13 protein-coding genes are annotated in these 24,782 nt (G+C 36.4%); all 13 read left to right on the forward strand.

What is annotated here, in order from left to right:
• Window positions 1-25: 25 nt before the first annotated feature.
• The 13 genes from DW640_RS12780 to DW640_RS12840 all read left to right on the forward strand — a co-directional run bounded on the left by DW640_RS12780 (window position 26) and on the right by DW640_RS12840 (window position 24,774).
• On the forward strand, window positions 26-1,786 hold the full coding sequence (locus tag DW640_RS12780; RefSeq protein ID WP_048695098.1) for a hypothetical protein: 1,761 nt from the start codon (window positions 26-28) through the stop codon (window positions 1,784-1,786).
• A gap of 184 nt (window positions 1,787-1,970) precedes the next feature.
• Window positions 1,971-3,341: an IPT/TIG domain-containing protein gene (locus DW640_RS12785; RefSeq protein ID WP_008760962.1), complete on the forward strand. Its 1,371-nt coding sequence runs from the start codon at window positions 1,971-1,973 to the stop codon at window positions 3,339-3,341.
• Window positions 3,342-3,372: 31 nt separating this feature from the next.
• Entirely contained in the window at window positions 3,373-6,474 is a 3,102-nt protein-coding gene (locus tag DW640_RS12790; protein ID WP_008760963.1) for a TonB-dependent receptor, read from the forward strand.
• 31 nt (window positions 6,475-6,505) lie between these two features.
• Entirely contained in the window at window positions 6,506-8,557 is a 2,052-nt protein-coding gene (locus DW640_RS12795) for a RagB/SusD family nutrient uptake outer membrane protein (protein ID WP_008760964.1), read from the forward strand.
• A gap of 19 nt (window positions 8,558-8,576) precedes the next feature.
• Entirely contained in the window at window positions 8,577-9,605 is a 1,029-nt protein-coding gene (locus DW640_RS12800; protein WP_008760965.1) for a BT_3044 domain-containing protein, read from the forward strand.
• A 26-nt stretch (window positions 9,606-9,631) separates the two neighbouring features.
• On the forward strand, window positions 9,632-10,963 hold the full coding sequence (locus DW640_RS12805; RefSeq protein ID WP_048695116.1) for a DUF5005 domain-containing protein: 1,332 nt from the start codon (window positions 9,632-9,634) through the stop codon (window positions 10,961-10,963).
• Between the two features lie 214 nt (window positions 10,964-11,177).
• Window positions 11,178-13,034, forward strand: coding sequence for a RagB/SusD family nutrient uptake outer membrane protein (locus tag DW640_RS12810; protein WP_016269515.1), 1,857 nt, complete (start codon window positions 11,178-11,180; stop codon window positions 13,032-13,034).
• Window positions 13,035-13,063: 29 nt separating this feature from the next.
• Window positions 13,064-13,516 carry a DUF5004 domain-containing protein gene (locus tag DW640_RS12815; RefSeq protein WP_008760968.1) on the forward strand — a complete coding sequence of 151 codons (453 nt, stop codon included), beginning with the start codon at window positions 13,064-13,066 and terminating at the stop codon, window positions 13,514-13,516.
• Window positions 13,517-13,533: 17 nt separating this feature from the next.
• Complete coding sequence (locus DW640_RS12820) at window positions 13,534-14,586, forward strand: DUF4961 domain-containing protein (protein ID WP_008760969.1); 1,053 nt, start codon at window positions 13,534-13,536, stop codon at window positions 14,584-14,586.
• Window positions 14,587-14,610: 24 nt separating this feature from the next.
• Window positions 14,611-17,745: a SusC/RagA family TonB-linked outer membrane protein gene (locus tag DW640_RS12825; RefSeq protein ID WP_117578322.1), complete on the forward strand. Its 3,135-nt coding sequence runs from the start codon at window positions 14,611-14,613 to the stop codon at window positions 17,743-17,745.
• 6 nt (window positions 17,746-17,751) lie between these two features.
• The gene (locus tag DW640_RS12830; RefSeq protein WP_117578324.1) at window positions 17,752-19,548 is read left to right on the forward strand and encodes a RagB/SusD family nutrient uptake outer membrane protein; all 1,797 of its coding nucleotides are present in this window, start codon (window positions 17,752-17,754) and stop codon (window positions 19,546-19,548) included.
• Between the two features lie 4 nt (window positions 19,549-19,552).
• Window positions 19,553-22,633, forward strand: coding sequence for a TonB-dependent receptor (locus tag DW640_RS12835; RefSeq protein ID WP_117578326.1), 3,081 nt, complete (start codon window positions 19,553-19,555; stop codon window positions 22,631-22,633).
• Window positions 22,634-22,785: 152 nt separating this feature from the next.
• Window positions 22,786-24,774 carry a sialate O-acetylesterase gene (locus DW640_RS12840; RefSeq protein WP_117578328.1) on the forward strand — a complete coding sequence of 663 codons (1,989 nt, stop codon included), beginning with the start codon at window positions 22,786-22,788 and terminating at the stop codon, window positions 24,772-24,774.
• Window positions 24,775-24,782: the final 8 nt, after the last annotated feature.

Below are 24,782 nucleotides of genomic sequence, written 5' to 3' on the forward strand. Positions count from 1 at the left end.
GAAAAATCATACTATAAAACGACACATGAGGCGATATATTTATTTTGTTTTTTTATTATGTTGTGCTGTTAATCTATTGTTAACTAGTTGTGTACGACAGAAATATGTTGTAATGGATATGGTACACCATAATCCGGGTGAGGCTATGACGGAATCGAAGTTTCTCGATCCTTCTTTTTTGAAAAAAAATGAATATGGAGCAAAAGTTTTTTTCTTGTTTGAGGCTGCACAGTTTGGAATTGATTGGAAGAGTTTTGATCCTTCTTTATTCCCGGATACGACTGAAGCCGGACGTTGGGTGGCAGAAAAAGCAGAAATAATACATAAAAAATATGATGCAGCAAAAAAGGAAGACCTTCAAGTATACTGTATGCTTGATATGTTAGTACTTCCTTCTTTGCTGGTAGAAAAACATAGAACAGAACTTACTAACGAACAAGGAAAACTTGATATATCGAAACCTTACACTCAGCTTTGTATTCGTGAATTGATGAAGGAAATGTTTGAAACGTTTCCACAATTGGATGGATTAGTGATTCGTACTGGAGAAACTTACCTGCACGATGCTCCTTATTATGTAGGCAATCATCCAGTACAAAATGGTATGTATGATCATATTACGTTAATTAATTTGTTACGGGAAGAGGTTTGTGAAAGACGTAATAAGAAGTTGTTTTATCGTACATGGGATATGGGGCAATTGCATTCGATCCCTAAATATTATTTGTCCGTTACAGACAGTATAGAACCACATCCAAATCTTTATTTCTCTATCAAGCATACCATGACGGATTTTTGGAGATCAACAATTACTGATCCTGATATGAATTATAATATAATGGATAAATATTGGTTGGAAGAATCAGGACAATATGGTGTTCCTTTTAATCCTTGTATAGGTATTGGTAAACATCAACAAGTAGTTGAAGTGCAATGTCAACGTGAGTATGAAGGAAAGGGAGCACATCCCAATTATATCGCTAAAGGAGTAATTGATGGTTTTGAAGAATTTAAGAAACCTGGTATAAAGAAGCCGTATTGTTTAAACCAAGTGAAAGATAATCCCTTATTTAAGGGTGTTTGGACTTGGTCACGTGGCGGTGGCTGGGGAGGTCCTTATATCAAGAATGAGTTTTGGATCGAATTAAATGCTTATGTCATCTCACATTGGGCTAGTAATCCTTTGAAAACAGAAAAAGAAATACTATATGATTTTGTAAAAGCAAAAGGGCTTCCCGAGTCAGAATGGGAGATGTTCCGTCGACTTTGCCTATTATCAGAAGATGGAGTGATAAAAGGGCAATATAGTACTATGGGAGATACTTATGTTAATTGGACACGTGATGACACCATAACGGGAGATGTATATCAAAAGAGTTATTTTGATCGTATGATTGAAAGAAATCAAGTAAATGCTTATCTGAAAGAAAAGGAAGAAGCTGTTCGTATTTGGAAGGAAATAGAACTGATATCTCAAAAACTACATTTTCCCTCAGAAGAATTGAATCATTTTATTCGTATTTCCTGTTCGTATGGACGCATTAAATATGAGCTTTTTGCTGTTTCGTGGCAGATTATGCTATGCGGTTATGTGGCAGATACAACAAAAAAGTCTTTTAACCGGATAGAGATGGATAAATATATTACTGCATTTGATGATTTGTGGAAAGAATGGAACGACTTATCTCTAGAAAACGATAATTGCCCTTCAATGTATAAGATTTCTTCTAACTTTTTTGGTTTTCCTGTAGGTATACAAGAGACCATTGATAAATACAGGAAATAGTTTTCGTTTTTTCTTCTTATATGTTATAGAATATAAAAAAATAAATGAATATTACTTAGTGGTTAGTATTAGTCTAGTCGTCTTACTATTAATAGTAGCAAAAAGTATGAGAAAGAAACATAAAATAACGAAAGTAAAATTATGATCATTATTATTATATAAATTCTTAAAAACGGTATTTTCTATGAGAAACTTATTACAAAAATGTTTTAAATGGCAGTGGCTTGTCTGCTTGGCTGTAGGCTGCTGCTTTTCGTCTTGTAAAGATGATGAAGAGTCAACTTCGGGCTATGATCCGAATAAGCCGATTGTGTTGACTGATTTTTATCCGCCCGAAGGAAAACTTGCAACTCAAGTTATTCTTAATGGATCGAATTTTGGGGATAGTAAGGAAAATGTGAAGGTCTTTTTCAATGATAAAGAGGCTTCTGTCATTTCTGTGAAGGATGATAGAATGTTGGTATTGGCTCCTAAACGTGCATCTACAATAGAGGACCCAGAATGTGTGGTTAAAGTACAAGTACATGAACAAATAGAGGAGTACAAGCAGACATTTGATTATTATATCCAGACTACTGTGACTACGTTAGTGGGAGGAAGTACATCGGCACAGGTGAATCCAACAGGAACTATACCACTATCTGAAGCACAATTTAGAGCAAATATTGATAGGTGTATTTGTGTAGATCAGGATAAAAATGTTTTCTTTTTAGTAGATAATGATGGAAAGTTTGCTGCATTTATGTTAAATGAGGAGGCTGATAAATTAATATCTCTAAAGTCAGATATTAATGCGTTGTTTAACTCTCCTGTTTTGGGGTATAACAGTAAGGATGATATTGTCTATCAATTCTGGGCTAATAGAGATAGTCATGAAGTTTATTATTTTGACCCTAAGACGGATTATGCACCAACTACAGCTATAAGTTCTATTTCATGGGATGATCCAAATTTTCCAAATATTGAAGGATTTGGAGTATGGGCAGCCAAGTGTAATTTTACAATGGGACCAGATGGAAAAATGTATTCAAGAATGTTAGGTGGAAATCTGGTACGGATTGATGTAGAGAATGCTAGAGGAGAGAATCTAACGAATGGGGATTTGGTTGGAACCAAGGATGGTAGTGCTTATGGACTTGTTTTCGATCCTCAAGATGAGAATGTTTTTTATTTCTCAAATAATGATAAGCATTGTATTTATAAATATGATTTACGTACTAAAGAATGTGCATGTTGGGCTGGTCAAGAAGGTAAAAGTGGATATTTGGATGGACCAATAGGACAAGCTATGTTTAATAAACCTGGACAGATGTGTGTCGATTCAGAAGGTAATATAATTTTGACTGATACCGAAAATCACTGTATTCGTAAGATAACAATGAGTACAGGTTATGTATCTACATTAGCAGGAAAACCCCAAAATTCAGGTTATGTAAATGGTAGTGCAGAAGATGCTCAATTCAAAAAGCCATTGGGAATTTGTATTGATAACGACGATGTAATGTATATCGGCGACTCAGAGAATCGTGCTATTCGTCGATTAGCTGTCGAATAAATAATTAGTGAAACTTTATATTTAATATAATATGAATCGAATATTTGTAATTTTTGCTTTGCTTCTTGCGTTTGTAGCACAAGTACATGCACAGAAAGAGCAAAGCTTTATGTTGACTGGTACAGTCTTCGATGAATTTAATGAACCAGTTCCGGGAGCAAATGTATATGTTAAAGATAAACCAGGTGTGGGAATAACAACTAATATTGATGGTAAATTTCGGTTAAAGGTAAATATATATGATATAGTGGTTGTGTCTTTTTTGGGATATGAAAACTATGAGCAACGTTTGACGAATAAAATTGACAATGTTAAAGTTACCTTAAAACCGGCTACGGAGAATATTGATGAAGTAGTTGTAGTAGGTATGGGTACGCAGCGAAAGGTCAGTGTTGCTGGTGCAATTACAACGATGGATCCAGCGCAACTAGAGGTTCCTGCTACAAATATAGTTAATACACTAGCAGGTCGTGTTGCAGGTGTGATTGGAGTTCAATCTAGTGGTGAACCGGGCAAAAATATTTCCGAGTTTTGGGTGCGCGGAATTGGTACGTTTGGTGCTAATAGTGGTGCATTAGTGTTGATTGATGGTTTGGAAGGTAGTTTGAGTCAGATAGATGCTGCCGATGTTGAAAGTTTTTCTGTTTTGAAAGATGCTGCGGCTACAGCGGTGTATGGTAGTCGAGGTGCAAATGGTGTAGTATTGGTAACGACGAAGCGTGGTTTGGAGTCCAAATTGAAGATCAGTGGTCGTGCTAATATGACAATCTCACATTTAAAACGTTTACCTGAATATGTTAATGCCACTCAATATGCTGAAATGGCAAATGAAGCTTCTGTTGCAACCGGATTATCTCCTATTTATAACAAGACAGAAATGGATATTATAAAATATGGCTTAGATCCGGATCTGTACCCAAACATTGACTGGCAAGATGTTATTTTAAATCCCAATTCTTTCCAGCAAACTTATTATGTAAGTGCTCAAGGTGGTAGCAGTGTTGCCCGTTATTTTGCAAGTTTAGGAATGTCGAAAGAATCTGCGGCTTATAATCCATCCAAAGATAGTAAATACAATAAAGGTGTAGGCTATGATACTTATAATTATCGTTTGAATTTGGATATAGATTTGACTAAAACAACTAAAGTCTATATTGGAACAACTGGCTATATGTCGGTGAATACTCGCCCGAGCATGGGGGAATATTCTAGAGGAGTCAGTTTGACAGATTGGCTATGGAGTTCACAGGCAAAGACTACTCCAATAAGCTATCCATTACGCTATTCAAACGGATATTATCCTGCTGCAGGAACTAAGGATGAAATATCTCCGTATGTTCTATTGAATTATACAGGTAATGCTAGAGAACAGAATACCAGGAATTTAGTTACTTTAGGTATTACACAGGATTTGTCGATGATTACTAAAGGGCTATCAGCTAAAGTACAGGGATCATGGGATACACAAAGTTTATTTGGAGAAGCACGCTATAAAATGCCAGAACTAAATGAAGCTTTGAAGGAGCGTAACCCTAATGGAACCTTGAGTTTTGAGAAAATAGCTGATGAGAAAACCGTTACATATAGCAGTGCTGCTTGGGTTTGGAGGAAGCTATATTTAGAGGCAAATGTTAATTATGACCGTACCTTTGGCGATCATCGTTTAGGTGGTTTACTGTTTTATTATATAGAAGATACATCTGAAACTGGTGCAGATAAAAGTATGAATGCTATACCAAAGCGTTATCAAAGTCTTTCGGGCCGTTTTACATATGGTTTTAAAGATACATATTTTTGGGATTTGAACTTTGGTTTGAATGGATCTGAAAACTTTGAACCAGGTAAACAATATGGATTCTTTCCGGCAGGAGCTTTCGCATGGGTACCATCTTCATATGAATTTATACGTGAAAATGTAAGTTGGTTGAATTTTCTCAAGCTTCGCGTTTCTTATGGTGTTGTTGGTAATGACCGCATCAGTTCTAGACGTTTTCCTTATCTGACCCTAATAAAAGAAGAAAATGCTTCAAATCCTTGGGGAGGGACTGGTAGCTTAACAGAAGAACAAGTTGGTGCCAATAATTTGATGTGGGAAAAAGCAAAGAAATTTGATGTTGGTATGGATCTGCATTTGTTTAAAGATAAATTTACTTTGACTTTAGATTATTTTAAGGATACACGAGATGGTATTTTTCAGGAACGTAAACAAATTCCTGATTATGTAGGTTTGATTCAAATGCCTTATGGTAATATAGGTCGTATGAAAAGCTGGGGTGCTGATGGAAATATGGAATTCTATCAACAGATAGGAAAGGATGCACATGTGATATTACGTAGTAATTTTACTTTGAGTAAGAATAAGATATTAAATTGGGAAGATACAAAGAAGCCTTATACATATTTGGAAAATAATGGTTATGCTAATAATGTACAACGTGGATTTGTTGCTATGGGATTGTTTAAAGATCAACAAGATGTAGAAATGAGTCCTACACAATTTGGTACGGTACGTCCTGGTGATATTAAATATCGAGATATAAATGGTGATGGTAAAATTACTGATGATGATAAAGTTCCTTTATTTGCTTATTCAGGGGTACCACAGTTGATGTATGGTATTGGTGCTGAGTTTCGTTATAAAAGTTGGACACTAAATGTCTTGTTCAAAGGGACAGGACGTAATAAGTTCTTATATGGCGGTTCGGATGGTAGAAACTTCGATGGATACATGCCATTTAATCAGAAGGATAAAGGAAATATAATGACAATTGCTTATAATCCGGAGAATCGTTGGATTTCTGCTGAATATTCAGGAAATCAGGCTACAGAGAATCCAAATGCTCGTTTTCCACGTTTGTATTATGGAAAAAATGAGAATAATACGAAACCTTCTACATTTTGGATGGGTGATGCCCGTTACTTGCGTTTACAGGAATTGAGCTTGGCATATAATCTAAAAGTTCCTGCATTACAACGTATTTTGGGCATTAATTCCATGAATATTCAGTTGATGTGTGAAAATTTGGCAGTATGGGATTCTGTAAATATATTCGATCCAGAACAAGCGACATCTTGTGGACAGGCTTATCCTTTACCTGCACGTTATTCATTGCAGCTATATTTGAATTTCTAATACGATGTATAAACTTAATAGAAATTAGTTCATGAAAAAATATTTTATATTATCGGTTCTGTTATTGGTATCCGGCTTTTTTGCTTCTTGTAATTATTTGAATATAGATGATTATTTTGAGGATACCTTTCAAGAAGATTCTATTTATGCAAATAAGCGTAATATTGAACGTTATTTTAATGGGGCTGCCGCTCTGCTTCCTGTTGTCGATAAAATTTGGGAATATGGGAACACTCCTGGAGTTACAGGTTCAGACGAGGCTGTGAGCTGTGGTGATTGGAATGGTATGGTTGTTATACAATTCTCTGGAACGAAGTTAATGAATAATGAGATTACTTCTAGTTCAATGGGCGGTTGGACATGGGATTTCAATATTTGGCCTAAATGTTATAAGGTGATTCGTAAGGTGAATACTATATTGCCACATATTGATGGTGTTCGTGATATGAATAGTTTTGAAAGAATGGAATTTCGTGCAAAATGCCGTTTCTTAAGAGCTTATGCATATTATTTAATTTTGCAACAGAATGGTCCAATGATTTTGTTAGGTGATGAAATTGTTAGTAATAATGAGGAAGCGGAGTATTATGCAAGAACGCGTAATACGTATGACGAATGTGTGGATTATATTTGTTCAGAATTTGATGAAGCTGCTAAAAACTTACCTGATGCTACCACTTCGATGGATCAATATATTCCTACAGAAGGAGCTGCCTTAGCTTTAGCTGCTCGTGTGAGATTACAAGCTGCTAGCCCATTATATAACGGTGGAGAGGCAGCCCGTAGATTTTTTGGTGATTTTACCCGTTGTACAGATGGAGATCATTATGTTTCTCAATCATATGATGAACGTAAGTGGGCACTTGCTGCTGCGGCTGCGAAGAAGGTTATTGATTTAGGACGATATCAATTATATACTGTTGCTGCTTCTACTGATGCTGAACATCCTGAATCAGGGAATTATGGTACATATGTAGTCACTCTACCGCAAGAGGTTCCTACTGCAGAATTTCCAAATGGTGTAGGGATGGGAGATAAAAAAGTCGTAGATCCGTATCGCTCTTATGCCGAAATGTTTAATGGAGAGCTTGCTATTAATCAAAATCCGGAGTTCATATGGTGTAGTTCTACAGCGCAGGTTGGTAGCCATATGGGTTACGTATTCCCATTGAATTTTGGAGGATCTTCTTGTTTATGTGTACCTCAGCATATAGTAGACCAATTTTATATGGCAGATGGGCGTGATATTAAAAATTCTAGTAGTGCATATCCGTATATATCCCGTCCTTATGATAAGACTTGTGTGACGACAGAAGACAAAGTTTTATCTGAAGGTTATAAAATCAGCCAAGGAACATATTTGGCATATACTAATCGTGAACCACGTTTCTATGTGAATATTGGTTACTCACATGCTTGGTGGGCGATGGGATCTACTACTGAAAGTGCTAAGAAAAATGTTAATATTGATTATTGGAATGGAGCTAATTCTGGTAAAAATCATTCTAATAATAATGTTTATAATATAACTGGATATACTTCTCGAAAATATATCAATCCACAAGATGCTATGAGTGGTAGTGGGGCGCGTCAAAAAGATAAGTCATTTCCGATTATTCGATATGCAGAAATATTGCTTGCTTATGCAGAAGCCTTGAATAATTTAACTCAAGCATATGAAATTGATGGTCAGACTTATACTCGTGATACAGAAGCTATCAAATATTATTTTAATCAGATACGTTATCGTGCTGGTATTCCGGGATTAACAGCGGATGATTTGATTACAGTGGAAGCTTTTAATAAAGTTGTTCAACGTGAACGTTTGATTGAGTTATTTTGGGAAGGACAACGTTATTATGATATTAGACGCTGGGGAATTGTTGAAGATTTAGAAAGGGAACCTTTAATGGGGTTAAATGTAGAACAGGCTGAATGGGAAGGATTCTATCAGCCCACTGTCATTCAGTATAAATCAATAATTGAACGTGATTTCAAACCTAAGATGGTATGGTTACCTTTACATTTGGATGAGATTAGAAAGGTTTCTGTTCTTGATCAGAATCCTGGTTGGGATAAATAAAATTTTAAATGTATAAACTATGAAATATAGAAATTTTACAAATAAATTGATGCTTATGGTAGGTGTGACAGCTACTGCTGTTCTCACATCCTGCGAGCAAGAGTTTTATCAGGATGAACAGTATCGTAAGGAAATTTATATTGTTAGTGGAGAAGATAATATTTTCCAACGAGAATTTTCTTTCGGCGGGGAGGAAATAGGATACCTTTCTGTTTATGCAAGTGGTACAACTCCAATTGAAAAAGAAGTGATGGTAGAACTGGAAAGGAATGAAACTGTATTATCGGACTATAATCAAAAGAGATATGGGGATAATTACAAAAACTATGTCCTGGAGTTACCAGATACTCATTATAAAGTAGATGATTGGAGTATAAAATTATATCCAAATGCAAATTCATCTTATTCTTTATTTCCAATTAAAGTAAATATTGATGGGTTGGAACCTGAAGATAATTACTTTCTTCCTTTAAGAATAGCTTCTGTTTCTGACTATATGATTTCTTCTGCAAGGAGGAATGTATTGATGCAGATACTTATGAAAAATGATTATGCAACGACTAAGGAGAAGAGCTACTATACTATGAATGGAACAAGATTGAGAGTAGCTAAAGATACTTGGGAACCTTTGGACAAAAAGAATAATGCTCCAGATTATAAACCAATAAATGCCACAAAGTTAGTTGCTCCAGTTACGGAATATGGTATTCGTATTTTAACGGGATCTACACTTACATCGGATAGAAAAGAACTCCGTAAACAAGGGATTGTTGTTACGGTCCATCCTGAGGAGATGATTGATGTTCCTGTTATCGGGAGTAATGGATTGCCAACTGGAGAATATATCCAATGTCAAAAAGTGACATTAGATAAATGGTATAATGTAAATGGTGGAATTACAGTGTTAAATATTGAGGATACCCCATCATATTATAATCCAGAGAAGAAAGAGTTTACGTTGAATTATCGTTATAATTATAACTCAAATGATTGGTATGAAATGAAAGAGGTGATGTCTCCAGTGGCTATTGCTAACGAAAATAATTGAGTGGCTGATAATAAATGATAAATCTTATGAAAACAAGAAATATATATAGTCTTCTATATGTAACTTTCGTTGCAGTGGTGTTAGTTGCATGCAACGATTATGACGCAGCGCAAACTGCATATGAAGAAATAGTGGATAGTGATGTAACGACTACTCCTCCAAATATAGATTCGGCATGGGAATTACAGCTAATTCCTAATGTAGGTCAGCATAGTGGTGAGGTTTTTGTTTATAAAGACAAAAAGTATGATAAGCTATTTACTCGCACATTGGGATGGAATGGTGGAATTGGTGTGCAATCTACATCATTGTCTGATGGAAATGTTCTATGGGCTTTTAATGATAGCTATTTTGGAGTTGTAGATGCTGAAACAAGAGCAAGAGGTAATTGTAATTTCCCACATAATAGTATTATGGTCCAAACGACTGTTGGTGGTAGTCTTGGAGAAACGGATGATGATCTAAGATGGTTAGTTGATTATATACAAACTAATGATCCTGATGGAGAAGGTTATTATCAGGCGTATACACACATAGCTCCAGATGAGACTATTATGGAAGAAACATATGAAGAGCATTTCTATCAGATAGGTGGTGCTACGATATTTGATAATAATGGAGTTAAAGAACTTCAAATGTTGTGGGGGGAAATGGATAATCATGAAGGTAAAATGACTCGAACTGGTACCTGTTTAGCTGTTTACAGTTTGGAAGGACAGCCGGGTAATAGTACTTATCTTAAAAGAATTAGTAAAAACGAAGAATTCAATACAGATGATGTTGGCTATGGTTCTACTATATGGAAAGATGAAGATGGACATATTTATCTTTATGTAACAGAGAATAACAGACCATTAGTTGCTCGCACCACTACTCATGATTTAACTTCTGAGTGGGAGTATTACATACGTGATTTAAGTGGTAACTTTATGTGGCAAAAGATGTATCCGACGAAAGAGGAGAGAACTCGCTCTACTATAATGGAAAATAATTATGTATGTAGTATGCCACAGATCTTTAAAAAAGGAGATTACTACTATATGATAGGACAAGCCGTATCTTATGTTCATTCTGTTTATTTATATCGTGGTGAGACGCCTTATGGACCTTTTACAGATCAAAAAATTTTGTTTAATGTCCCTTATGCTGTGGATAAGATAGGTAATCAGTATTATAAAAATTTGCTTAGAGTAAATTTGCATCTAGAACTTGCACGAGAAGGTGAATTAGTATTTTCTACTAATACTGATGCTGATACTGCTGGAGATAATTTTGATTTTCCGGGTAGTGCTGACTTTTGCCGTCCTTATTTTTATCGTGTTTTCAATTGGGAAAGTATATATGATGAAGATGAGTGATAGCTACTGACGAATTCATCTTGGTAAATTGATTTAGAAAGTCATTTCTTCATAAAAGGGAGAAATGACTTTCTTTTTTAATATGTTCTGAGCTTTCCTGCATACAAGTAAATTTATTAATAAAAAACATGTAATTGTTTTAGTGGTATATCATTTTTAAATCGTCATTAGATAAATAATAAAGTAGTACACATATTAAAAAGAACTAATAATAATGAATATTACCGTTTTTAGAGTTTATCAACTAAATTTATTAACCGCTATTTCTATGTATATGAAAAGCTTATTTTATTTATTCCTATCTATTGTAGGTGCGTGGCTTTTTTCGTCTTGCTCAGATGATTTTCTGGGTGAGACAGAAACCACGGACTTAGATCAGGCAACCGTATTCGCTGATAGTACTTATACGGCAGATTTCTTAAACCAGATTTATGTGGATATTGGTTTTGATATCCAACATAATCGGTATAAAGATCAGTATAATGATCATGGAGGATTGCAGACTAGTTGTGATGAAGCTGCGTATAAAGCTAGTACCGGGCTTACGACAGATGTAATGTTCGCTACTGGAACAGTCAATCCTGTTACTATTTCTGAAGACGATGTTTGGAGAATTGCATATCGAAATATTCGTCGAGTAAATGTGTTCTTTAAATATGCAGATGGATCCCGAATGGCTGAAGCGGCAAAGGAAGAGTATAAAGCAGAAGCACGCTTTTTGCGTGCTTGGTATTATGCAATGCTATTAAGACATTATGGTGGTGTGGCTTTAATTGGTGATGATGTTTATGAAACTGTAGAAGAAGCAATCAAGGAGCGTAACTCTTATGCGGATTGCGTTGAGTATATCGTGGATGAAGCTAATAAAGCTGCAGAAACATTGCCAGTTGAAAGAAGTGGAAACAAATTTGGACGTGTAACCCGAGGAGCTTGTAAAGCCTTAATTTCACGTGTACGTTTGTATGCTGCTAGCAAATTATTCAACGGTAGTGATTTTGCGCCTGCTGATTTTCCAAAAGAATTGTTAGGGTATCCTACTTATGATAAGGAGCGTTGGAAAATTGCTGTAGATGCTGCCCTTGATGTGATAAAGATGAAACAGTATGATTTGTACATTCGTAATGAAGATGAGAATAATGAGGCTTATCCGGGATGGGGATATTATGCACAGTTGTTACCTGCTGATTATTATGGAAAAGTGGGAACGGAGGTTTATTGCGGTACAATCTTTGAAAAGAAAGCAGGAGCTAGTATAGATACAAACCGATGGTTTGCTCCTCCTAGTACAGGAGGAAATGGTATTGGAGGGTATGTTTATCATGATTTGGCTGAACTTTTCCCAATGGCAGATGGCACACCGACTAAGGATAGTCCAGATTATGACCCTACGAATCCTGCTAACAAACGTGACCCTCGTTTCATGTTCACTGTTACTTATGATGGATGCATAATGAAGAGTAATATGCAGGATACTGAAATTAATATATCTGTGGGAACACAACAGGACGCTATCTATCGAGGGACTCCGACAGGGTATTATACACATAAATTCTTGAAATTCGGTTCAATGGCAAATCAAATGCTTTATGGAGGTTCGCAAGCACGACCATTGATGCGTTATACTGAAATTTTGCTGAATTATGCAGAAGCTGCTAATGAATATTATGGACCTGATCATAAAGATGTACTAGGAGATCAAGAAATTAGCCCATATATTGTATTGAGAAAGATACGTGAGTGTGCTGGCATAGAGCCTGGCGAGGATGGAACATATGGAATTAAAAATAATATGAGCCAGGCTGATATGACAGAAGCTATTCGGTTGGAACGTCGGTTGGATTTAGCGTTTGAAGGACATCGTTTCTTTGATGTACGTCGTTGGATGATTGCTGAAGATACAGATAATAGGATGATGCATGGTTTTGAAATCACAAGAAATGGTGAGCGGAAGACAGGAAGAATCATTGATACTCGTCAGCATACCTTCCGTAAAGCGATGTATTTTTATCCAATACCTTATAAAGAGACTGTGAAATCACCGGATTTGTTGCAGAATCCTTATTATGAATAGGAATGATTGTTATATTAAAAATAAGAAATATGAGATTTAAAATACAAACTACGGTTTTACTTTTCGTCTTATTAGGTACTGTGAGTGCTTGCAATACATTTAAAGATGAAATAGCTCCTGATTCTTATATGGAAGTACCAAAGCAGTTAGATGGGAAGTGGCAATTAAAAACTGTTGTACGCAATGGAACGGATATATCTGAAGTGATGGACTTTAGTCAGTTTCGTCTGATTATGAATAAAGATAATACATATAATATTGAAAACTATCTCCCTTTTTTAGTAAAGAAAAATGGTACATGGAGAATTGATAATTTGACATATCCTTTTTTCTTAACTTTTCAGGAGGAAGGTGCTGAAAGAGAAGCTATAACTGAAATCACTTACCCGATTGTACAAGGGAAACGCCATATAACCCTTACAATTAGTCCGGGATGCTCGAGCAACTCTTATGTTTATTCTTTTGAAAAAATAGAAGAATGATTTAAAAAGAAAAGCTTATGAAATATTATTTTAAAAAACATAGAATAAAAATCTTTTTTTTGTTGGTACTTTCCTTAATAGTCTTTGGATGTTCCTTTTTGATTAAGGAGGTAAATGTTAAACAAGAGAACGAGGCCGGAGAGATGGTTGCCTATATTAAGGCTGGTGAAATTGCAACTTTTACGTTTAGTGGAGAAATAAACATCGATGGTGATGCAAGCAATGAAACGTTTATTGTTGGATTCTTGGCTCCAAGAAGTTGGAATGTACGTCAGAATGCAACTGTGACATACAGAGAAGATAGGTATGAAACGGAAGTGGATCACAAAATGACAGTAATTCCAGATACTGAACAGCCTGCAAATTATAAAGGTATGAGTTGGTCAGCGGCATTGAAAAAAAAATATGGTGTACGAGGCAATGTCTTGAACGATATGGAATGGATTGCATTTAAATCGGATAACTATCCTAGTGTAAATGGAACAATACATTATACAGTAACAATTAAGTGTAATTCAGGAAAAAGCAACTTAAAATTCCGACCAAGTTTTTTTATCAATCACTCTAGTGATGGGATTGGAGGAGACGAGGCTCATTATTCTGTTAAGGATGCTGATGATTGCTTTGAAGTGGTAGAAGGATCAGGTACTGTGATTGATTTTTGTTCTACGCACTATTATCAAATTGAACCTTTGTCTGCTTTACAAGATGATTATGTAACATTCACTTTTCAAGGGGATATTAATACCAATGAATTGATAAAAGCTGAGAATGTGTATATAGAAGCTACTGCTTATACGATAGAAGGAAAGATATATACAGTCAATGAAAAGAGTGCGAAAACACTAATGAAAAGAGAAACGAAATTGCCAAGATATAATGTAACTCTTTGGCCTGGTGGATTTTTTAACATTCCGGACGGTGAAACAATTTCTCGTATAGAGTATATTTTCACAAATGAAGATGGAACAGTATCTATTTCCCAGTCAGATGACAGTAGAGATAATGAAGGAGAAGAGGTAGAAGAAGGAATAAAAGAGCCTTTCGTATTCGAATTTCAATGTGAATAGAGTTTAACCTTAAAAAAAGATTATATGCGTAATATTTTGAATAAAAGAAATAGTCGGTACTGTTTCACATGTTTTGTAATGTGGCTACTACTTGGCTTGGGACATTTGAATGCGGTGGCTCAAGAAGCAGGAGGAACGGCTAATATTACAGGTAAGGTAATCGATCAATATGGCAATCCTGTCTCGGGTGTTGTAATCACGATGAAGAATACTGATTTTAAGACTGTGACAGGTGATGATGGTACTTTTGAATTTCAGTATAAGAAGGGCGATATGCTTCGTTTTTCTCATCCAGGTTTTTTACATAAGGAAATTAAGGTGAACAAGCTAAGAAATCAGGAACGTATTTTTAAAGTAACGTTGACAGAAGAGTTCGTGAAATTTCCAGATGTAATAAATGGACCTTATGATACGAAAGATAAAGCAAGCTATTTAGGTTCAGCTGCTACGGTTTATACAGATCAGGTTAGTTCATTGATGGGAACTACTATTCTTCCTTCATTACAAGGGCGTTTACCAGGACTAGATATTGTACGTACTCGTGGTGCACGTAAGAGTCAAATTGAATCCAGTTCTTCTGGAACCATCTTTAACTTTAATAGCCCTACATTGGGTAAAGAGGCATATAGTGATAATACGGAATTTAATGTTCTATCACGCCACAATGCACCGGTGGTGGTAGTGGATGGTGTGCAAAGAGAATTATATTCTATCGATCCTGATGCTATTGAATCGGTATCAATTCAGAAGGATGCTTTGTCATCTATGTTTTTGGGGATGCGCAGTTCCCGTGGTGCATTAGTAATTACTACTAAAGATCCTATCAAACAGGGATTTCAGTTATCATTTATTGGACGGTTTGGTGTGCAGAGTTCAGTGAAAAAACTAAATCCGCTGTCTACTTCTCAATATGCTTATTTATTGAATGAGGCGTTGCTGAATGATGGTAAAAATCCCTTTTATTCTTATGATGACTTTATTAAGTTTCGTGATCATTCCAGTCCGTATACACATCCAAGTGTGAACTGGTGTGATGAACTGATGAACAAAAATTCGACTACTCAGTCTTATAATTTGAATGCTACAGGCGGTAACAAGTACGCACAATATTTTATTAGTGTAGGCTATGTAGGTGAAAATGGATTATTTAAAAATCCAGGTGGAGATGCTCACGATACAAATATGACATTTGATCGTTATATGATTTCTTCTAAAGTGAACATCAATATTACTGATGATTTGACTGCAAAAGTTACTTTGATGGGACGTATAGAAGAAGGTACCCAACCAGGAGGGACTGGAAATGGGTATGATGATATTCTCAGTTCAATTTATTCTACTCCAAGTAATGCATATCCTGTGACAAATCCAGATGGATCATGGGGAGGTAGTCAGTCGTTCAATAATAATTTGTTATCGCAGACTATTAACTCTGGTTATATAACAGATGGGGCTCGGGATGTATTGGGAGCTATTAATTTGCGCTATGATTTTGGTAAGTTAGTTAAAGGCTTGTCTGTTCGTATGGTAGGTAGTGTAACTTCTCAGAATCGTTCGACTACGAAACGAACAAAAACTTCCGAAGTTTTTGATTATACTATTGATAAGGATGGCAATGACGTTTATACTCGGTATGGAGAAAAGAAAACGCAATCAAATTCATTTAGTTCTGTGTCTACCTATCGGCAGATGTATGGTCAGCTTGCTGTTGATTATGAACGTCAATTTGGTAAGCACAAATTTAAGGCCAGTGTTCTAGGAGATACGCGAAATACTCTTACTAACTGGGATCTTCCTGAATATCCATCAAATATTATAGGTGATGTCTCTTATGATTATGCGGAGCGATATTTTGCACAGGTAGCATTAAGTGAAAGTTATTACAATCGTTATGCTCCAGGCAGAAGGTGGGGAACCTTTTACGCTTTCGGTTTAGGATGGGATATCAGCAAAGAGAATTTTATGGAAAACTGTGAGTGGCTGAATCAACTAAAGATACGCGGTGTGTATGGTAAGACAGGTAATGGTATGAATAATGCTGGGTATTATACGTATTATCAGACTTATTCCTCAGGAGGTGATGATTATCGGTTGGGGACTAATTTAGGACAAAGTTCAGGAAGTTTTACAGAAAAAGATAAACTGGCAAATTTATATCAAACGTGGGAAAAAGGCAATAAACTGAATATTGGTGTAGATATAGCTTTGTTTAACAACAAATTACAGGTAACTGCTGATTATTTTAATGATAAATATTATGACTTGTTGCAGGCTCGTGGAAAAAGTATCGAACTAATTGGCCAGAATTATCCAGATGAAAATATTGCTAAAGAACGTTGGTATGGAGGCGAATTCTCAATTACCTATCAAGATCACGTTGGCGATTTTAATTATTATGCATCTGCTAACTGGAGTTGTGAGCAAAGTAAAGTGTTATATAAAGATGAACAAAAAGTGCCTTATGAATATCTGCGTACTACAGGTAAACCCAAAGGGGCAATCTTCGGTTTGGTAGCAGAAGGTTTTTTCACTTCTCAAGACGAAATTACAAAGAGTCCTGTAATTGAAGGATTTAACAATATTCAGCCTGGTGATATCAAGTACAAAGATCAGAATAACGATGGAGTTATCAATGACTTTGATAAGGTAATGATTGGTGGCGATAAACCACTCTCTTATTTTGGTATTGATTTAGGTTTCGAATGGCGTGGATTAGAATTCTCAATGTTTTGGCAAGGAGTGTACAATAAAGATGTTTTAATGAGTGATTGGAATTTATTGGAAGGTTTTCAAACTCAAGGACAAGTTTATGGACAGGCATATGAGAATATGCTGGATCGATGGACTCCAGAAACTGCTGCTACTGCAACTTTCCCGAGGTTGAGTGCTGGTGGTAATAAGTATAATCAAGGCAATGGCTGGGGCTCTTCTTTTTGGTTACGTTCCGGTAATTATATTCGGTTGAAAAATGTTAGTTTAGGATATAACTTACCTGATTCATTCTGTCGTAATTATTTAGGTGGAGCACGTGTGAAAGTTTTCGTAAGTGGACAAAACTTATTCACAAAAGCTGCTAATGAACTCGTTGATCCCGAAGTTAGCTTCGGTAACTATCCGCTACAACGTTGCATCAGCACAGGTATTAATGTTAAATTCTAATATACTATGATATCTATGATACGAAATAAATATTTGACGCTAATCGGAGTTGGATTGTTGTTTACAGCTGTATCCTGTACCGATGGGTATGAACCAGAGCCAGTTGAACTGGTATCAATTGATTTTGTATTTTCAAAAACCGATTCTCTTGGTACGAATGCGGTAAAGTTTATGAATAATATTTATGCCACGTTGCAAAACGGGCACAATCGTGTAGGAAGTGATTATTTAGATGCTGCATCTGATGATGCTATATCTATAAATGTTTCTGACCCGGATGTTTATAAGTTGGCAATGGGACGGTATACTGCGAGTACACGTGTTGAATCGGATATGCGATGGAAAGAGTATTATTCAGGAATCCGTAAGGCAAACATTCTGATTAATCATATTGATGTTGTCCCTTTTATGCTGACTTATAAGAACGCAAAGGGAGAAACAAAACCATTGAATGTTACAATGAAAGCAGAAGCGCGTTTCTTGAGAGCTTATTTCTATTTCGAATTAGTGAAACGCTATGGTGGTGTTCCTTTGATGGGGGATGATGTACATATATTGGGTGATGATATGGAGATCCCAAGAAATACTTTTGAGCAATGTGTACAGTATATTTGTGATGAATTAGATGATATTAAAGATGATTTGCGTACCAATCCAATGCCTGATTTTGAACAATATGCACATACTCCTACTCGTGAGGCTTGTCTAGCTTTAAAGTCTCGAGTACTATTATATGCAGCGAGTCCTTTATTTAATGAACGTCCTATTGAGATTGGTAATGAATTGATAGGCTATGCTTCTTATGATAGAGAGCGTTGGAATGATGCGGCTAAAGCTGCCAAGACATTTATTGATGAGTACGGTCCGAATGGTAATGGGGCATATGGTTTAACACAGTCTATATCTGATGGCGATAATCGGGATTTTCGTGACGTCTTTTTAGGTTTTTATAATAAAACTAATAATCCTGAAGTCATTTTTTATCGTCCGGGGGGGGAAGATAAGTCTATAGAAAGCAATAATGGGCCTTTAGGATTTTCTGGTGACAATTTAGGTAAAGGACGTACGCTTCCAACTCAAAATTTGGTAGACGCTTTCCCTATGAAGGACGGCATGTTTGCTGGACAAGGTAGTAAATATACTCTTAATCAGAGTAATCCATATGAAAACCGTGATCCGCGTTTGGATTATACAATACTGCATCATGGGTCATCTTGGTTGAATAATACGCTTGATATTTCAATCGGAGGAGTTAATAATCCATCTAACTCTGCTGAATATTCTAAGACGGGTTATTATATGTGTAAATTTATGGGTAAATTCGGTGAAGAGTCTCAATATGGGAATAAAATACATCTTTGGGTTATGTTTCGTTATGCAGAGATGTTGTTGAATTATGCAGAGGCAATGAATGAGTATCTTTCTTCTCCTTCTCAGGATGTGTACGATGCTATCATTGCATTACGGGCACGTGCTGGTATTGAAGCTGGTAATGATGAATCTCCTTATGGGCTTAAGAAAAATATGACACAGGCAGAGATGCGTGAAGTGATTCAAAACGAACGGCGTATTGAAATGGCATTTGAAGAACAACGATATTGGGATATTCGCAGATGGAGAATTGCTGAAGAGATATTTAAGAATCCTTTGGAAGGTTTGGAGATTAGGGTAAAAGGAAATACTACGAGTTTCAATGAAGTGGATGTCCTAAGTACGACGTTTGATGTGAAACGCTATTTATATCCGATCCCATATAATGAGGTAGTTAAGAATGATAACATGATTCAAAATCCGAAGTGGTAATATTATGAAAAGACTATTATTAATATTAGTATGTATAAGCCTTTTTATCTCGGTGTTCGGTCAGTCGTTCGTTTTGAAGGGGATTGTCTCTTCAGCCGACGGTGAGTTGTTGCCGGGGGTAAATGTAAAAATACAAGGTACAACAGTGGGTACAATTACCGATATTGATGGTAATTTCCAATTAAATGTAAACAAAGGTGCTGTATTGGAGTTTTCTTATATCGGTTTTAAGAAACAAAGCATTAAAGTAAATAGTCAGCAAATGCTGAATGTAGAATTGGCTCTTGATCAAACAAATTTGGATGAAGTCGTTGTCGTTGGTTATGGTAAGGCTAAGCGTATAACGTTGACAGGTGCAGTTAGTGGAATACAGGCACGTGAGATTCGTAATGTTCCAACTAGTAGTGTACAGAATGCTTTGACAGGAAAGCTGCCGGGTTTTTTTAGTCAGCAACAGTCTGGGCAACCTGGTAAAGATGCTTCCGACTTCTTTATCCGCGGTGTCAGTTCTTTGAATAATGATGGTAATAAACCGTTGATTATGGTGGATGACATGCAGTATACTTATGAACAGTTGTCTCAAATTAATGTCAACGAAATTGAAAGTATATCAATATTGAAGGATGCTTCTACTACGGCCATCTATGGTATCAAAGGTGCTAATGGTGTATTAGTAGTAAAGACTCGTCGTGGGGAGCAAGGTAAACCGAAAATTAATGTACGTTTGGAAACTGGTATGCAAACCCCAGTTCGTACGCCTAAATTTCTGAACGCTTACGAATCTTTACAATTAGTAAAGGAAGCACATACGAATGATGGTACTTTGTCTGATTTCCCGTATACTGAAGACGATATGATCGCTTTCAGAGATCATACTGATCCTTATGGGCATCCTGATGTCAATTGGTATGATGAGATTTTTAAGAAAATGGCATTTCAGGAGAACATAAATGTTGATGTCTCAGGTGGTTCTAAGAAATTGAGATATTTTGTTTCTGCGGGATATTTTACTCAGAATGGCTTGGTAAAAGACTTTGGGGGTAGTTCTGGTGATGGTGTGAATCCTAATTATTCTTATCGTCGTTTCAATTATCGCACTAATCTTGATTTTGATGTGACTGATAACTTCAATATGCGTTTGGACGTTTCTTCACGCTTCATGGATATCAATGAACCGTACAATATGAATGTAACAGGTGAGCTTTATGATTTCTCTAAGATGCACCCTTATTCGGCTCCACTTTTGAATCCGGATGGTTCATTTGCTTATTTATATGATACGCAAGATAGAAAACCGACATTGAACGCACGGTTGGCAAATGAAGGATATAAACGTACTAGACGTAATGATAATAATATTTTGTATGGTGCAACATGGAAGATGGACTTCTTAACGCCAGGGCTTGCAGCTGATTTTCAATTGGCATATTCCAGTAGTGATGAAAATTATCGTGCAGTGATGCGTACACGATATCCGACTTATCATTACGATTCTACAACAGGTTTGTATAATATCAATCCGAATGGAGTCTATGATTATGAGCAGTATTTTGTATATAACAGTACAGATAAAGCTATCAAAGATTTGAATATCAAAGCATCTTTGAAATATGCTCATGTTTTCAATAATGCACATGATGTAAATGTTATGTTTTTGTACAATCGTCAGAGTACAACAAATGAAAAGGATGCAGCTGTTCCCAATAATTTCGAAGGTTATACGATGCAGCTAGGTTATAAATATAAAAATAAATATTTGGTAGATTTGAACATGGCATATAATGGGACCGATCGTTTTGGTAAAGATAACAATTTCGGATTCTTTCCAGCATTGGCTATAGGTTATGCTATCTCTCAAGAAGACTTTTTCAAGAATGTAGACTGGTTGGGAAGGAATGTGCAGTTATTGAAGTTTAGAACTTCTTATGGTCTTGTAGGGTCAGATGTAGCAAGCGGCGATCGTTATCTGTATCGGCAAGTATATAAAACAGGTGATTCTTATACTTTTGGTGAAGGTAACAACTTTGGTGTCAGTGGTATCAAAGAAGGTGATTTAGGAAATTTAAATGTAACGTGGGAGAAAGCGAGAAAGTTTAATGTTGGTGTAGATATGAATTTGTTTGATAAATTCTCCTTGACTTTCGACTGGTTTATAGATAAACGTTATGATCAGCTAGTTACCAGAAATGATATTCCGGATATATTAGGTATTGGCTTGTCTCCTGAAAATGTAGCAGAAACTACCAATAAAGGTTTTGATGGACAGATTGGTTATCAAGACCGTTTTGGTAACTTCAACTTTAATACCAATTTTGTATTTGGTTATGCTAAAAATCGAGTCGATTATAAAGCTGAGGCTCAACAGAAATATGAATGGTTGAGAGAAACGGGTAGACAGATTGGGCAGCCTTTTGGTTATCATTGGATTGGCTATTATACACCGGAAGATATTGAAAAGATTAATTCTGGTGCTGCGGACGCTCCGGCTAAACCTGATATTGCTGTGCAGGCAGGCGACTTAAAGTATGCAGATTTGAATGGTGATGGTACTATCAATGATTTTGATAAACGTGCTATTGGCAAACCGAACTTGCCTACTACAACATTAGGATGGACGATTGGAGGAAGTTGGAAAGGATTTAGTATCAGTGTTTTATTCCAAGGATCGTTTGATTATAGTTTTGCTATCAATGGAACAGGGATTGAGTCTGGTAAGAGTCAGTTCCAGCCACTTCACCAAAAGCGTTGGACACAGGAACGTTATGAGAATGGAGAAAGTATTGAGTTCCCACGTTTGACAATGCAAGATGGTACAATAAATAGTGCTTCTGCTTATAATTCGGATTTTTGGCTGATTAATGCATGGTATATTCGTTTGAAGACTGTTGACTTGGGCTATCAACTTCCCAAGACAGCATTACCTAAGTTCTTAGACAATGTCCGTTTTTATGTAAATGCTTATAACTTACTGACTTTTACCGGTTATGATAAATATCAGCAAGACCCTGAAATTAAGACCAATACAGCTGGTGATGCTTATATGAATCAGCGTGTTATAAACTTTGGAGTTCAGTTGGGCTTCTAGTAAATAAGTAGGGTTTAGATAAAAAGAGAATAATGTTTGCTATAAAAACATTATTCTCTTTTACTTTTTTAAGAAGTTAGTTTAGTGGTTATTGTATATTTGTTCGTCATAAAGTAAATTGAAAAATTGTATACTATAAAAAAGTAGTTAATATGAATAAGAATTTTGTAATCTCTCTATTCTTTCTATTAGGGAGTGCTACACTCTCTGCACAAGTGAAATTGCTTCCGATATTTTCGGATAATATGGTGTTACAGCAACAAACGCAAGCCCCTATATGGGGCGAGTCTAAGCCTAATAAGAAAGTAGAAATTACGACCTCATGGGATCAGAAAAAATATACTATTCAGGCTGATGCACAAGGGAAGTGGAGTACGAAAGTTGCTACCCCAGTAGCGGGTGGCCCTTATAATATTACAATTTCTGATGGTAAAAAGGTGAAGCTTTCTAATGTAATGATTGGTGAAGTCTGGATATGTTCCGGACAATCCAACATGGAAATGCAGGTAGAAGGTTGGGGCAAGGTGAAGAACTATGAACAGGAGAAAGAAGAGGCAAATAATTATCCTAATATTCGTTTCTTACTGGTAGAAAATGCGATGAGTCCTACACCTGTTGAGAATATTACAGCAAAAGAGAATGGTTGGCAAGTGTGCACATCAAAGAGTGTAGCGGACTTTTCTGCAGCAGGTTACTTCTTTGGACGTGATTTGAATAAATACCGTAATGTGCCAATAGGATTGATTGATACATCTTGGGGAGGAACAATTATAGAAACATGGACCAGTAACGAGGCACTATCCACTATACCGAGTATGAAGAAAAGACTCGAAGCATTGGTCGGTTTGCCTGCATCTCAGGAAGGACGCAAGAAAAAGTTTGAAGAAGATGGTGAGACTTGGAAAGCTGAAGTTGAAAGAATTGACAAGGGGTGTGTTAATGGGGAGGCTATATGGGCAGCTCCTGATTTTAACGATGCGGCATGGAAATCTATGAAAGTTCCAGGTTTGATGCAAGAACAAGATTTACCAGGATTTAGTGGACTTGTTTGGTTTAGGAAAACAATTGATATTCCGGCTGGTTGGGCAGGAAAAGATTTGATCTTGAATTTAGGTGTTATTGATGATAATGATTTTACTTATTTCAATGGTATACAGATAGGACATACAGAAGGATGGATGGCACCTAGAAGCTATAAGATTCCGAAAGAACTTGTGAAGAAGGGAAAAGCGGTGATTGCTGTACGTGTAATGGATACTGGTGGTACGGGTGGTATCAATGGAAGTCCTGAAAGTATTTCACTTCATCTTTCCAATACAGAAGCTATCCAGTTGGCTGGTAATTGGAAATATCAGGTTTCTTTAGATATGAGAGAGGTTGCGCCAATGCCTATTGATATGTCATGGAATCCGAATTCTCCTACTTTCTTATTTAATGCTATGCTTTATCCACTGATTCCCTATGCTATCAAAGGAGCCATCTGGTATCAGGGAGAATCAAATGCGGGAGAGGCTTTTCAGTATCGTGATTTAATGCCGTTGATGATTACTGATTGGAGAAATCGCTGGGGATATGATTTCCCTTTCTATATGGTGCAGTTAGCTAGTTTTACAGCGAAACAAACAGCTCCTGTTGAATCTACTTGGGCGGAATTGAGAGAAGCTCAAACTCGGACTTTACATTTGCAAAATACAGGTATGGCTGTGGCTATTGATATAGGTGAGGAGTTTGATATTCATCCGAAGAACAAGCAAGAAGTGGGTAGACGCTTGGCATTAGCGGCCCGGGCGCAGACTTATGGCGAGAAGATTCCTTATTCCGGTCCAATATATAAATCTTATAAGATTGAAGGAAATAAAATTCGTATCTTCTTTGATCATATTGATGGTGGTCTGAAGACGGCGAATGGCGAGATGCCGAAAGGATTTACCATTGCTGGTGTAGACCATAAATTTCATTGGGCAGATGCTGTGATCGAAGGAAATACGGTTGTTGTTTCCTCACCTGAAGTTACCCTCCCAGTTGCAGTACGTTATGCATGGGCTGATTATCCGATATGCAATATGTATAACGGTGCGGATCTGCCAATGTCTCCTTTCCGTACTGATGATTGGAAAGGTATTACTTATGTCAATAAATAGTAAGTCTT

The organism is Bacteroides sp. AM23-12 (assembly GCF_003434395.1).
Taxonomy (GTDB): Bacteria; Bacteroidota; Bacteroidia; order Bacteroidales; family Bacteroidaceae; genus Bacteroides; species Bacteroides thetaiotaomicron.